General features: G+C 67.5%; 13 protein-coding genes. 5 read left to right on the top strand and 8 right to left on the bottom strand.

Features of this window, described 5'->3' with window-relative positions:
- Nucleotides 1–51 precede the first annotated feature (51 nt).
- The 3 genes from kdgR to kduI form a co-directional block, all read right to left on the bottom strand.
- The gene (gene kdgR / locus AB4850_RS26635) at nt 52–909 is read right to left on the bottom strand and encodes a DNA-binding transcriptional regulator KdgR (RefSeq protein WP_414442444.1); all 858 of its coding nucleotides are present in this window, start codon (nt 907–909) and stop codon (nt 52–54) included.
- Between the two features lie 63 nt (nt 910–972).
- Nucleotides 973–1,758, bottom strand: coding sequence for a 2-dehydro-3-deoxy-D-gluconate 5-dehydrogenase KduD (gene kduD, locus AB4850_RS26630; protein WP_414442443.1), 786 nt, complete (start codon nt 1,756–1,758; stop codon nt 973–975).
- Between the two features lie 5 nt (nt 1,759–1,763).
- Nucleotides 1,764–2,600, bottom strand: a complete 837-nt coding sequence (gene kduI, locus AB4850_RS26625; protein ID WP_414442442.1) for a 5-dehydro-4-deoxy-D-glucuronate isomerase — start codon at nt 2,598–2,600, stop codon at nt 1,764–1,766.
- A 273-nt stretch (nt 2,601–2,873) separates the two neighbouring features.
- Between kduI and kdgT the strand changes: the two genes are divergently transcribed.
- Nucleotides 2,874–3,899, top strand: a complete 1,026-nt coding sequence (kdgT, locus tag AB4850_RS26620; protein WP_414442441.1) for a 2-keto-3-deoxygluconate transporter — start codon at nt 2,874–2,876, stop codon at nt 3,897–3,899.
- 156 nt (nt 3,900–4,055) lie between these two features.
- A complete protein-coding gene (locus AB4850_RS26615) occupies nt 4,056–4,676 on the top strand; it encodes an HAD family hydrolase (RefSeq protein WP_414442440.1) in 621 nt (206 codons plus the stop codon).
- 114 nt (nt 4,677–4,790) lie between these two features.
- Here the strand turns inward: AB4850_RS26615 and AB4850_RS26610 are convergent, their stop codons facing one another.
- Nucleotides 4,791–5,606: an inositol monophosphatase family protein gene (locus tag AB4850_RS26610; protein WP_414442439.1), complete on the bottom strand. Its 816-nt coding sequence runs from the start codon at nt 5,604–5,606 to the stop codon at nt 4,791–4,793.
- 285 nt (nt 5,607–5,891) lie between these two features.
- On the opposite strand from AB4850_RS26610, the gene AB4850_RS26605 reads away from it, so the two are divergent.
- Both AB4850_RS26605 and cysE read left to right on the top strand, forming a co-directional pair.
- Nucleotides 5,892–6,737, top strand: coding sequence for an RNA methyltransferase (locus AB4850_RS26605; protein WP_414442438.1), 846 nt, complete (start codon nt 5,892–5,894; stop codon nt 6,735–6,737).
- Between the two features lie 192 nt (nt 6,738–6,929).
- Nucleotides 6,930–7,712: a serine O-acetyltransferase gene (gene cysE, locus AB4850_RS26600; protein ID WP_414442437.1), complete on the top strand. Its 783-nt coding sequence runs from the start codon at nt 6,930–6,932 to the stop codon at nt 7,710–7,712.
- A gap of 52 nt (nt 7,713–7,764) precedes the next feature.
- Here cysE and AB4850_RS26595 read toward each other — a convergent pair whose 3' ends face one another.
- From AB4850_RS26595 to AB4850_RS26580, 4 genes are all read right to left on the bottom strand, one after another.
- A complete protein-coding gene (locus AB4850_RS26595; protein ID WP_414442436.1) occupies nt 7,765–8,568 on the bottom strand; it encodes a UDP-2,3-diacylglucosamine diphosphatase in 804 nt (267 codons plus the stop codon).
- Nucleotides 8,569–8,588: 20 nt separating this feature from the next.
- A complete protein-coding gene (locus AB4850_RS26590) occupies nt 8,589–9,080 on the bottom strand; it encodes a peptidylprolyl isomerase (protein WP_414442435.1) in 492 nt (163 codons plus the stop codon).
- A 96-nt stretch (nt 9,081–9,176) separates the two neighbouring features.
- Nucleotides 9,177–9,752: a peptidylprolyl isomerase gene (locus AB4850_RS26585; RefSeq protein ID WP_414442434.1), complete on the bottom strand. Its 576-nt coding sequence runs from the start codon at nt 9,750–9,752 to the stop codon at nt 9,177–9,179.
- A 45-nt stretch (nt 9,753–9,797) separates the two neighbouring features.
- Nucleotides 9,798–10,511 (bottom strand): tetratricopeptide repeat protein, encoded by a 714-nt coding sequence (locus AB4850_RS26580; protein WP_414442433.1) that lies wholly within the window; start codon nt 10,509–10,511, stop codon nt 9,798–9,800.
- Between the two features lie 242 nt (nt 10,512–10,753).
- On the opposite strand from AB4850_RS26580, the gene cysS reads away from it, so the two are divergent.
- Nucleotides 10,754–12,148 (top strand): cysteine--tRNA ligase, encoded by a 1,395-nt coding sequence (gene cysS, locus AB4850_RS26575; protein ID WP_414442432.1) that lies wholly within the window; start codon nt 10,754–10,756, stop codon nt 12,146–12,148.
- Nucleotides 12,149–12,180 lie beyond the last annotated feature (32 nt).

Raw genomic sequence — 12,180 nt, 5'->3', positions numbered from 1 at the left:
GCCGATGCATTGAGGCGTGGATACGAGTCGGGCGGCGCGCCGCCCGGCGATTCAGACGGCCGAAGCCTCGCCTTCGTTCTCGCTGCCGCCGCGATACCCGAGCTTCTCCGAAATCGCCTGCCCGGCCTGCTTGAGCAGCGCCACGTAATGCGGCTTGGTGTCGGCGCCGCAGCGCATGGTCGGAAACGAGATCGACAGCCCCGCGATCGCGCGGCCGAAGCGGTCGAACACCGGCACCGCCAGGCACACCAGCCCGTCTTCCTGTTCCTCGTTGTCCTCGCCGTAACCCTGCTCGCGCACGTGCGGAAGAATGCTCCAGACGGCTTCGGCCGAGGCCAGCGTCTTCGGCGTGGACTTGCGGAACACCACGCGCGCGAGCGCCTCGCGCGCCTCGTCGGGCGCCATCCAGGCCAGCAGCACCTTGCCGATCGCGGTGCTGTGGAGCGGGTTGGTGCGGCCGATCCGCGAATGCATGCGCAGCCCGTAATCGGCGTCGATCTTGTGGATGTAGATGATGTGATCCTCGTCGAACGCGCCGAGGTGCAGCGCCTCGCGCGTGAGCCGGCCGATGCGGCGCATCTCGATGTCGGCCTCGCGCACCAGGTCGACGCTGTCGAGCGCCTGCGCGCCGAGTTCGAACAGGCGGATCGTCAGCCGGTAGCGCTCGGTTTCGTCTTCCTGCGCGACGAAGCCGAGCGTCTTCAGCGTCTGCAGGAAGCGGTGCACGGTGGTCTTGGACATGCCGAGCCGCTGCGACAGCTCGCTGATGCCGATCGGGCCGTGCGCGCCGAGCGCTTCCAGCACGGCGAACACCTTGCCGGCGGCCGAGGCCGATTCGGCCTTGTCGCCGTCGTCGTTTCGCGCCCGGGACGCGGCCTCGTCCTTGCGGCGCGTGAGCATCGCTTCCATGTGCAGACCATCCGTCGAATATGAATCAGGCGTGAGCATAGCGTGTCCGGGCGCGGCCTTGCATCAGCGGGCCAGCCAGCCGCCGTCGACGGCCAGCGTGTGGCCGTGCACGTAATCGGAGGCCGACGAGGCGAGGAACAGCACCGGCCCGGCCAGATCCTCGGGCGTGCCCCAGCGCCCGGCCGGAATCCGGCCGAGGATTTCCTCGTTGCGCTGCGCATCCTCGCGCAGTTGCGTGGTGTTGTTGGTGGCCATGTAGCCTGGCGCGATCGCGTTGACGTTGATGCCGCGCGCGGCCCATTCGTTGGCGAGCAGGCGCGTGAGCCCCAGCACGCCGCTCTTCGACGCGGTGTACGACGGCACCCGCACGCCGCCCTGGAACGACAGCATCGACGCGACGTTGATGATCTTGCCGGGGCCGTCCTGCCGCACGAACTGCTTCGCCACGGCCTGCGCGAGGAAGAACACCGTCTTCAGGTTGGTGTCGATCACGGCGTCCCAGTCGTCCTCGGTGAAGGCGAGCGCGTCGTTGCGGCGGATGATGCCGGCGTTGTTGACGAGGATGTCGATGCGGCCGAACGCCTCGACGCTGGCGGCGATCAAGTCGTCGATCGGCGCGATGCTCGACAGGTCGGCGCGCAGGTCCAGGAAGCGGCGGCCGAGCGCCTCGACGCGCGCGAGCGTGTCGGCCGGCGCGCCGCGGTTGACGCCCACGATGTCGCAGCCGGCCTGCGCCAGCGCGATGGCCATGCCGGCGCCCAGGCCGGTATTGCAGCCGGTCACGAGCGCGACCTTGCCGCTCAGGTCGAAGGGGGAGGCCGGGGTCACGGTTCGGTTCTCGAGGCTCATGAGGCTTAGCGCAGCGCGGAAATCGCGACGTGGTCCATGTCCTTGAACACCTGGTTCTCGCCGACCATGCCCCAGATGAACGTATAGGCGCGCGTGCCGACGCCCGAGTGGATCGACCAGCTCGGCGAGATCACGGCCTGCTCGTTGTGCACCAGCAGATGGCGCGTCTCGGTCGGCTCGCCGCACATGTGGAACACCGCCGCGTCGTCCTGCATGCCGAAATAGAAATACACCTCCATGCGCCGCTCGTGCGTATGGCACGGCATGGTGTTCCACAGGTTGCCCGGTTCGAGCTTGGTCATGCCCATCGACAGCTGGCAGGTCTGCACGACTTCCGGAACGATGAACTTGTAGATGGTGCGGCGGTTGCTGGTGGACGGATCGCCGAGCGTTTCGGGCGAGGCCTGCGCCAGCGTGATGACGCGCGTGGGGTAGGCGGTGTGGGCCGGCGCGCAGTTCAGGTAGAACTTGGCCGGGCGGCTGGCGTCGTCGCTGCCGAACGCCACCGATTGCGCGCCCTGGCCGATATAGATCGCTTCCTCGAAGCGCACCGCGTGACGCGTGCCGTCCACGTCCACCCAGCCGTCGCCGCCGATATTGATCGCGCCCAGCTCGCGCCGCTGCAGCAGGTGATCGACGCCGATCGACTTGCCGAGCGAGGCCGGCACTTCCACTGCGCGCGTGGCGGGGAACGCGCCGCCCACGATGATGCGGTCGATATGGCTGTAGGTCAGTTGCAGCGCATCCGGCTCGAACACCTTCTCGACCAGGAAATGCCGGCGCAGCCCGGCCGTATCGAGGGTTTTCGCGTGCTCGCTGTGAATCGCCTGCCTGACTTCCATGTGCTGTCTCCGTGGGGGATCGATGCGCGGGCTGCCGCGCTCGGCGCCCGCTGGTGTTCCGGCATTAGAGCACAACCGGAAAATAATCGGAACATCGTTCCAACTATTTTTCTGGGTCGCCGGAAAATCCGCTGCGTCTCGATGCGGGGGCCTTGTCTTGGTGCAGGGTTAACCGCCATGGGAGGCGATCAGAGAATGGAATAACGTTCCGAAATCACGTCAGGAGACGACGGATTCGATAACGGACGCCTGCGTCCAGGGATGGAGAACCCAGTGAAAATCAAGAAATTCATCGACCGCGTGCCGGGTGGGCTGATGCTGGTGCCGATGGTGCTCGGCGCCTGCGTGCACACCTTCGCGCCCGATTCGGGGAAGTATTTCGGCTCGTTTACCAACGGGCTGATTTCGGGCACGGTGCCGATTCTGGCGGTGTGGTTCTTCTGCATGGGGGCGACCATCGACCTGCGCGCCACCGGCGTGGTGCTGCGCAAGTCGGGCACGCTGGTGCTGACCAAGACGCTGGTGGCGTGGCTCGTCACGCTGATCTGCGCGCGCTTCATTCCGGGTGACGGCATTCAGAGCGGGGTGTTCGCCGGGCTGTCGCTGCTGGCGATCGTGGCCTCGATGGACATGACCAACGGCGGCCTCTACGCCGCCGTCATGCAGCAGTACGGCACACGAGAGGAGGCCGGGGCGTTCGTGCTGATGTCGCTCGAATCGGGGCCGCTCGTCAGCATGACGATCCTCGGCGCGACCGGGGTGGCGGTGTTCGAGCCGCGGCTGTTCGTGGGCGCGGTGCTGCCGTTCCTGATCGGCTTCGCGCTCGGCAACCTCGACCGCGACCTGCGCGACCTGTTCGGCCGCTGCGTGCATCCGCTGATTCCGTTCTTCGGTTTCGCGCTCGGCAACGGCATCGATCTGCACGTGATCGCGACCAGCGGCATTCCGGGCATCTTCCTCGGCGTGGCCGTGATCCTCGTCACGGGCATTCCGCTGATCCTGGCGGATCGCTTCATCGGCGGCGGCAACGGCACGGCGGGCATCGCGGCCTCGTCCACGGCGGGTGCGGCGGTCGCCAACCCGGCGATCATCGGCGAGATGGTGCCGCGCCTGAAGCCGCTGGTGCCGGCCGCCACGGCCACGGTGGCCACGGCCTGCCTGATCACGGCGATCCTGGTGCCGATCGTCACGGCGATCTGGGCGCGGCGCTTCGCGAAGCCGGTGGAAGCCGGCGAGGCGGCGGGCGACGCCGGGCTGCAGCAGGTCGGCGTGTCCGCGCATCAGCAGGGCCATATCTGATCCGATCGCGCGCCGGCGTGCCGCCTGATGGCGGTGCGCCGGTCGTGGAATCGAGCGCCGGAGCGTGGTTGGCTCCGGCGTTGTCGTCGATGCGCGCCCCAGGCCGCGCAAATTTGCTATCGTCCGGGCTTGTTCGTTGCGCTACACGCCCTTGCCATGACCGACCGCATCGTTGCCGCCTTCGATTTCGACGGCACCATCACCACTTCCGACAGCTTCCGGCACTTCGTGCAGCAGGCCGTCGGCCCGATCCGTTTTGCCTGGGCCGGCCTGCGCGCGCTGCCGTGGATCGTCGCGATGAAGGCCGGCTGGATCTCGCGCGGCGCGGCCAAGGCGCGCTTCGCGTGGTTCGCGTTCGGGCCGATCGCGCAGGTCGAGCTCGATGCGCGCGCCGCGCGCTTCGTCGCCACCGAGTTGCCGCGCCTGGTGCGGCCCGAGATGCTCGAACGCGTGCGCGAGCATCAGGCGCGCGGTCATACGGTGGTGCTGGTCAGCGCGTCGCCGTCGCTGTACCTGGAGAAATGGGCCGCGACGGCCGGCATCGACACCGTGCTCGCCACGCGCCTGGCGTTCGAGGGCGGCCGCTTCACGGGCCGCTTCGATGGCGAGAATTGCTGGGGGCCGCAGAAGGTGGTGCGCCTCGCCGCGTGGTGGGGGGCGCAGCCGCCGGTGAAGCTGTTCGCCTATGGCGACAGCCGCGGCGACAAGGAGATGGCCGAGCGCGCCGATTGGTCGTGGATTCGCGGCCACGGGCCGATGGGGGCGATCGACGGCTGAGGTTGGGTAGCCCGCAAGCCGCCGGCCGCCGACGAAAAAAGGCCCGCATCGTTTCGATGCGGGCCTTTTTCATGGCGCGTCGCGAGCCGGGCGCACGCGGCGCCCGGCGCGGGCTCAGGACTGCTGGGCCGGCTTGTCGAGGCCGATGCGCGAGTAGCGGTTCAGGATCGGGATCATCTGTGCGTAGACCTTCGGGTTCGCCGCGACGATCTCGTTGCGGTCGAGGAAATCCGATTCGCCGTGATAGTTGCCCACCAGGCCGCCGGCCTCGGTGATCAGCAGGCTGCCCGCGGCGATGTCCCAGGCGTGGATGCCTTGCTCGAAGAACGCGTCGAGGCGGCCCGCCGCGACGTTCGCCAGATCGAGCGCGGCCGCGCCCGGGCGGCGCAGGCCCGAGCAGGCTTGCGTCATTTCCATGAACAGGCGCGTGTATTCCTCGAGGCCATCTTTTTCGCGGAACGGGAAGCCGGTGCCGACCAGCGCGTCCGCCAGGCGGTCGCGGCGGCCGACGCGGATGCGGCGGTCGTTCAGGAACGCGCCGCGGCCGCGAGTGGCCGTGAACAGGTCGTTCTTGTTCGGATCGTAGACAACAGCCTGCTGCACCACGCCGCGATGCGCGAGCGCGATCGAGACGCAGTAGTACGGGAAGCCATGGATGAAGTTGGTGGTGCCGTCGAGCGGATCGATGATCCAGACGTATTCGGATTCGTTGTCCGACTTGCCCGATTCCTCGGCCAGGATCGCGTGATCGGGGTAGGCTGTCTTGAGCGTGTCGATGATCGCGTCTTCCGCGGCTTTGTCGACTTCCGTGACGAAATCGTTGTGCTGCTTCTTGCGGACCTCGACCAGATCGAGATCGAGCGAGGCGCGGTTGATGATCTGCCCGGCGCGACGCGCAGCCTTGACAGCAATATTGAGCATGGGATGCATGAGCCTGATCCTGTAGCCGGCGGCAAGGGGCCGCCACGAAGGTGAACTGAACCGGCGAAGCGCCGCCCGGCAAGGCTGGGCGGACGTTTCGTCGACGGAAGACGCGAATTGACAAAGAACGGGGCGCTGGCGCTGTGCCGTTGCCCACTGCCATGACAGGCGACGGGCAAGCGCGAAACCGGCATTTTACCCGAGTCGGGGCGTTTTTCCGACCGTCACGTGGCCTGGACCGTTCGGCCGGGTGGGATTAGTGTGGCGTTGGCGCTACCATGACGCCCGACTCTCATGTTCTCTGGACGGATCCACACGTTGGCAACCTCGCATTCCACCCCGGCCACGCTGTCCGGTTCTGATTCCGGCTCCGCCTTCGCCGCTGCACGCTTCGTGCTGGTCGAGCCGAGCCACCCTGGCAATGTCGGCGCGGCGGCCCGCGCGCTCAAGACCATGGGTTTCTCGCGGCTGGTGCTGGTCGCGCCGCGCGTGGCCGACGTGCTGGCCGATCCGGACGCCATCGCCATGGCGAGCGGCGCCGACGACGTGCTGGCCGCCACGCGCATCGTGGCCACGCTCGACGAGGCGCTGGCCGGCGTGCAGTGGTCGGTGGCCCTCAGCGCACGCAGCCGCGAATACGGCCCGCCGCGTCTCGCGCCGCGCGCGGCCGCCGGCGAGGCGCAGCGCCAGCTCGCCAGCGGCGAAATTGCGTTCGTGTTCGGCAACGAGCGCGTCGGGCTGTCGAACGAGCATGTCGAGCGCTGCAGCGCCATCGCGCATATCCCGGCCAATCCCGATTACAGCTCGCTGAATTTGTCGCAGGCGATCCAGGTGCTCGCGTACGAGCTGCGCGTGGCGCTGCTCGAGGTCGCGGCGCAGGCGCCGCAGCCGCACGACGGTCCGGTCGGCGCGGTCGGTGTGGTCGGCACGCTCGCGCAGGCCGAGGAGATCGAGCGGATGTTCTCGCATCTCGAAACGGCGCTGGTCGCGCTCGATTTTCTCGATCCGCACAACCCGAAAAAACTGATGTCGCGGCTGCGGCGGCTGTTCTCGCGCGCCGGGCTGGAGCGCGAGGAGGTCAATATCCTGCGCGGCATCGCCAAGCACATCCTGATCAAATCGGGGCGCGAAGAGTGCTGAAGCGGCGGGGTGCCGGGCGTTCGCAGCCAATACCCCCGGCGTCGATGGGGGCAAGCGCGCACCGTCAGCGGCCGCGCGCGAGTCGCCCTACAATCGGTCGGCGCGTCATAAGCAAATGCCGTTGACGCATAAGGGCCGTGCGACGCAGAGCGCGCGGCGCATCCCCATCCCGGTCGACATCAGCCCCACACCATGTTCACGAGACTCCGAGAAGACATCGCGACGATCCGCGAGCGCGATCCCGCCGCTCGCAGCGCCTGGGAGGTGCTGACCTGTTACCCCGGCATCCACGCACTGATCTTCCATCGCATCGCGCACGCCTGCTGGCGGCGCGGCCGGCGCTGGCTCGGCCGCTTCGTGTCGCAGGTGGCGCGTTTCATGACCGGCATCGAGATCCACCCGGGCGCCACGCTCGGGCGGCGCGTGTTCATCGATCACGGCATGGGCGTGGTGATCGGCGAGACGGCGATCGTCGGCGACGACTGCACGATCTATCAGGGCGTGACGCTCGGCGGCACGTCGCTCACGCGCGGCGCGAAACGGCACCCCACGCTGGAGCGCGGCGTGATCGTCGGGGCGGGGGCGAAGGTGCTGGGCGGGTTCACGATCGGCGAGGGCGCGAAGATCGGCTCCAACGCGGTGGTCGTCAAGCCGGTGCCGGCGGGCGGCACCGCGGTCGGCAATCCGGCGCGGGTGGTCATGCCGGCGCAGGCGCCGGCCGAAGCGAAACGCGGCACGCCCGAGCGCGCCGCGTTCAGCGCCTACGGCATCACGCCGAACGCCGACGATCCGATGTCGCTCGCGATTCACGGCCTGGTCGATCATGCGGCGAAGGAAGCGCAGCGCGTCGACGAGGTGGTGGCGGCGCTGGAGCGGCTCGGCGAGCGCTTCGAGGCGCTGCAGGCCGACGGGCGGCTCGATCTGCGCAGGTTGTCGGCCGCGCTCGGCGGCCACGCGATCGAACATACCGGGTGAAGGGCTGAGGTAGCGAGCCGATCGGCCCAGGGCGGCGCATGCCGCCCGCCGTTCAGGATTCGAGCGGCAGCGCGCGCACGCCTTCGGCGTCGAGCCGCAAATAACCGCCGCGCGCCGCGCCGTGGTCCAGATCCCAATCGGGCAGCACCCAGCGCGTGCCTTCCGGCTCCGCATGCCGGGCCGGGCGGTGCGTGTGGCCGTGGATCATCAGGTCGGCGCCGCTGCGCCGGAACAATTGCGCGATGCCGTGGCGTGTGACGTCGTAGCGCGGCGACACCGGCCGCTCGCGGCCCGATTCGCTCTTGGCGCGCATGCGTTGCGCGAGCCCACGCCGCCATACCAGCGAGCGCGCGAGGAACAGCCACTGCGCGAGCCGGTTGCGCGCGAACCTTCGGAACCATTGATAGCCGCGATCGGCCGTGCATTGCGCGTCGCCATGCGCGAGCACGATGCGCTTGCCGAACGCGAGCACCACGGATGGATCGGGCACCAGCATCGCGCCGGCCTGCTTCATGAAACGCTTGCCGAGCAGGAAGTCGCGGTTGCCGTGCATCACGTAGAGCGCGATGCCGCGCTCCGGGAACGTGTGCAGCAGCGCGGCGATGTGCCGGGCGAACGGGTCGTCGTCGAGGATGTCGTCGCCGACCCAGTATTCGAACAGATCGCCGAGGATGAACACCGAATCGGCGCTCGCGGCCGTGACGTGCACGAAGTGCTCGAACGCGGCGACGGTGCGCGGAATCGCGTCGCTCAGGTGCAGATCGGAGATGAACAAAAACGGGCGTGCCGCGTGAGCGAGACTCTGCTCGCCCGGCACGCCCCCGGAGACGCTTCGCGGCGGTGTTTCCTGCAGCATCGAAGTGCCTCCTCGCCGCGTCAGACCACCACGGCCTTTTCGATCACGACGTCGTCGGCCGGCACGTCCTGATGGAAGCCCTTGCTGCCCGTCTTGACGGCCTTGATCTTGTCGACCACGTCCTGGCCTTCGACCACCTTGCCGAACACGGCGTAGCCCCAGCCTTGCGGCGTCGGCGACGAGTGGTTCAGGAAGTCGTTGTCGTTGACGTTGATGAAGAACTGGGCCGTGGCCGAGTGCGGATCGTTGGTGCGGGCCATCGCGACCGTGTAGTTCGCGTTCTTCAGGCCGTTGTTCGCTTCGTTGTCGATCGGCGCTTCGGTCGGCTTCTGCTTCATGCCCGGCTCGAAACCGCCGCCCTGGATCATGAAGTTGTTGATGACGCGGTGGAACACCGTGTTGTCGTAGTGGCCGGCCTTCACGTAGTTGAGGAAGTTTTCCACCGACTTCGGTGCTTTTTCGGCGTCGAGTTCGAGCTTGATCACGCCGTGGTTCGTATGCAGTTCAACCATGATGGTTCCTTCGTTGAGGGTGGTGAAAATGGCAAGCGGCCGGTCGAAACGACGCGGCCGCGTAGGGGGCGCGTACCTGCGCGCCGGTTGATCGGCTTACTTGCCGACGACGCTCGCCGAATCGATCGTGATCGGCTTTTCCGGCACGTCGCGCATGCCGCCGCGCGAGGTGGTGGGCGTCGCCTCGATCTTCTTGACGACATCCATGCCCGACACGACCTTGCCGAACACGGCATAGCCGTTGCCGTCCGGGTTCGGGTAGTCGAGGTTGGCGTTGTCGACGGTATTGATGAAGAACTGCGCCGTGGCCGAATTCGGATCGCTGGTGCGGGCCATCGCGATCGTGCCGGTCACGTTCTTCAGGCCGTTGCGGCTTTCGAGCGGGATCGCCGCGCGGGTCGGCTTTTCGTCGAAGTTGGCCTTGTAGCCGCCGCCCTGGATCATGAAGCCCGGGATCACGCGGTGGAAGATCGTGCCGTTGTACTGGCCGGATTTCACGTAGTCGAGGAAGTTGGCCACGGTCTTGGGGGCCTTCTCCGGATACAGCTCGACGCGAATCTCGCCCTGCGAGGTCTTCAGTTGCACGACGGGGTGCGTGGCGGCCGTTTGCGCGTATGCCGGTGCGGTCGCAACGAGGGCGGCGCTGCCGAGCGCCAACAACAGACGTTTCATGACGATCCTCTGGATGATGGGTAAAAGGCGCGTGGCGATGCGGCGTCAGTTCGACGGCGCGAGGTAGGGCGGCGTCGTCAGCGACGTGCCGCTCACGCCGAACTGGAAGCTCGGCGACAGCGGCAGCGTGGTGGTGGAGACGTTCGCCGCCGCGGCGTTCGACAACGCGCTCGTGCGGCTCGCGGCGGCAGGCGCGGCGGCGGAGGCCGGCGACGGCGAGACGATCCGGTCGATATCGGCCAGCCGCTGCGCGGTCGGGCCGCTGGTGTGGCCGAGCTTCTGCGCGCGCTTGTACGATTCGGCCGCGAGCCGCAGGTACAGATCGCCGAGGTTCTCGTAGGCCACGGTGTAGTCGGGGTTGGCCTGGATCGCGGTGACGAGCGCGGCGCGCGCTTCTTCATAGCGGCCATGCTTGGCATACAGCGCGGCGAGATTGTTGTACGGCTCGGGGAGTTCGGGGTAGGCCTGGGTGATCGCGGTGAATTGCCGGATCGCGTCGTCGTCGCGATTCAGCCGCGCGAGCACGGTGCCTCGCTTGAACTGCGCCTGCACGTCGCGCGGGTTCGACGCGATACGCGCGTCGAGCTGCGACAGTGCCGCCGACCAGTTGCGGCCGGTGATCGACGTGTCGATTTCCGGCGTGCCGTCGGCGGTGGCGGGAGCCTTCTGGGCAAAGACCGGGAAGGCCAGCGCTGCACCGAGTACGGCGGTTGCAACGAGGGTCGCAGCGCTCGGCGCGCGGCCGCGGGAAGATTTCATGGGCTTAAATCGCAATGTTATACTCCGACCCATTCTAGCAAATCGTCCGCGCGTTCCGGCGAGCCGCGGACTGTCTTTTGCCTCTCGCAGCCGTTTCTTGCGGCCGTTGACGCTTCGCCCGCCGTCCGTTCGGCGCCGCCGTTGCGCGGCGAGTCGAGTCGGCCCGCGGCAGGCGCTCCGAGCGGAATCTCTTGCAAGCGCCCGTCGCCAGGGCGGCACCCATCGGCTCTCGTTTCATCTCTATGGAATCTCTGCGCATCTACAACACGCTCGCGCGTGACAAGCAAGTCTTCGCGCCAAGGCATCCTGGCGAAGTACGGATGTACGTTTGCGGCATCACCGTATACGACTACTGTCACGTCGGGCACGCGCGCATGATGGTCGTGTTCGACATCGTGCAGCGCTGGCTGCGCGATCTCGGCTATCGCGTGACGTACGTGCGCAATATTACCGACATCGACGACAAGATCATCCGCCGCGCGGTCGAGAACCGCGAGACGATCGCCTCGCTCACGTCCCGCTTCATCGCCGCGATGCATGAAGACCTGGATGCGCTCGGCGTCGAGCGGCCCGAGCACGAGCCGCGCGCGACGCAGTTCATCCCGCAGATGCTCGGCATGATCGAGAAGCTCGAAGCCAACGGCTACGCCTATCAGGCGACGGACGGCGACGTCAATTACGCGGTGCGCAAGTTCGCCAACTACGGCCGCCTGTCGGGCAAGTCGCTCGACGATCTGCGCGCCGGCGAGCGCGTCGCCGCGAACGACGCCAAGCAGGACCCGCTCGATTTCGTGCTGTGGAAGAGCGCCAAGCCCGACGAGCCGGCCGATACGAGCTGGGATTCGAAGTACGGACGCGGCCGGCCGGGCTGGCATATCGAATGTTCGGCGATGGGCTGCACGCTGCTCGGCGATCACTTCGACATCCACGGCGGCGGCCAGGATCTGCAGTTCCCGCACCACGAGAACGAGATCGCCCAGAGCGAAGGCGCCACCGGCACCCCCTTCGTCAACTACTGGATGCACAACGGCTTCGTGCAGGTCGACAGCGAGAAGATGTCGAAATCGCTCGGCAACTTCTTCACGATCCGCGAAGTGCTCGCGAAGTACGACGCCGAGGTGATGCGTTTCTTCATCGTGCGCACCCATTACCGCTCGCCGCTCAATTACAGCGATGTGTCGCTCGACGATGCGCGCGCCGCTCTCACGCGCCTGTATACCGCGCTGAAAGATGTGACGCCCGATGCGGCGCCGCTCGATCGCGACGAGCCGCATGCGCAGCGTTTCGCGGCCGCGATGAACGACGACTTCAACACGGCGCTGGCCGTGTCGGTGCTGTTCGAACTGGCCGGCGAAGTCAATCGCACGGGCTCGCCGTCGCTGGCGCGTCAGCTCAAGCATCTCGGTGCGCTGCTGGGCCTGCTTGGCCGCGAGCCGCGCGCCTATTTGCAGCAGGCTGCCGGCGCGGCCGACAATGCGCTCGACGCCGCAGCGGTCGAGGCGCAGATCGCCGCGCGCACCGCGGCGAAGCTGGCGAAGAACTATGCCGAAGCGGACCGGCTCCGGGCGCAATTGCTCGAAGCTGGCGTCGCGCTTGAAGACAAACCGGGCGGGTTGACCGAATGGCGTCGCGTTTGATCGCGCGTCGTCCGTTCCGCTGACCCGCCAGG

This window comes from Burkholderia sp. 22PA0106, assembly GCF_047497155.1.
In the GTDB taxonomy this organism is placed as follows: Bacteria; Pseudomonadota; Gammaproteobacteria; order Burkholderiales; family Burkholderiaceae; genus Burkholderia.
Note: the sequence above shows the minus strand (reverse complement) of the source record. Positions and strands in the feature narration are given on the sequence as shown.

Excerpts from the sequence above, each read along its gene's own strand:
- AB4850_RS26585 (WP_414442434.1), bottom strand. The coding sequence starts at position 9,752 with ATGAAACGTCTGTTGTTGGCGCTCGGCAGCGCCGCCCTCGTTGCGACC.
- kduD (WP_414442443.1), bottom strand. The coding sequence starts at position 1,758 with ATGAGCCTCGAGAACCGAACCGTGACCCCGGCCTCCCCCTTCGACCTG.
- cysS (WP_414442432.1), top strand. The coding sequence starts at position 10,754 with ATGGAATCTCTGCGCATCTACAACACGCTCGCGCGTGACAAGCAAGTC.
- cysE (WP_414442437.1), top strand. The coding sequence starts at position 6,930 with ATGTTCACGAGACTCCGAGAAGACATCGCGACGATCCGCGAGCGCGAT.
- kduI (WP_414442442.1), bottom strand. The coding sequence starts at position 2,600 with ATGGAAGTCAGGCAGGCGATTCACAGCGAGCACGCGAAAACCCTCGAT.
- AB4850_RS26615 (WP_414442440.1), top strand. The coding sequence starts at position 4,056 with ATGACCGACCGCATCGTTGCCGCCTTCGATTTCGACGGCACCATCACC.
- AB4850_RS26605 (WP_414442438.1), top strand. The coding sequence starts at position 5,892 with ATGTTCTCTGGACGGATCCACACGTTGGCAACCTCGCATTCCACCCCG.
- AB4850_RS26610 (WP_414442439.1), bottom strand. The coding sequence starts at position 5,606 with ATGCATCCCATGCTCAATATTGCTGTCAAGGCTGCGCGTCGCGCCGGG.
- AB4850_RS26590 (WP_414442435.1), bottom strand. The coding sequence starts at position 9,080 with ATGGTTGAACTGCATACGAACCACGGCGTGATCAAGCTCGAACTCGAC.
- kdgR (WP_414442444.1), bottom strand. The coding sequence starts at position 909 with ATGGAAGCGATGCTCACGCGCCGCAAGGACGAGGCCGCGTCCCGGGCG.
- AB4850_RS26580 (WP_414442433.1), bottom strand. The coding sequence starts at position 10,511 with ATGAAATCTTCCCGCGGCCGCGCGCCGAGCGCTGCGACCCTCGTTGCA.
- AB4850_RS26595 (WP_414442436.1), bottom strand. The coding sequence starts at position 8,568 with ATGCTGCAGGAAACACCGCCGCGAAGCGTCTCCGGGGGCGTGCCGGGC.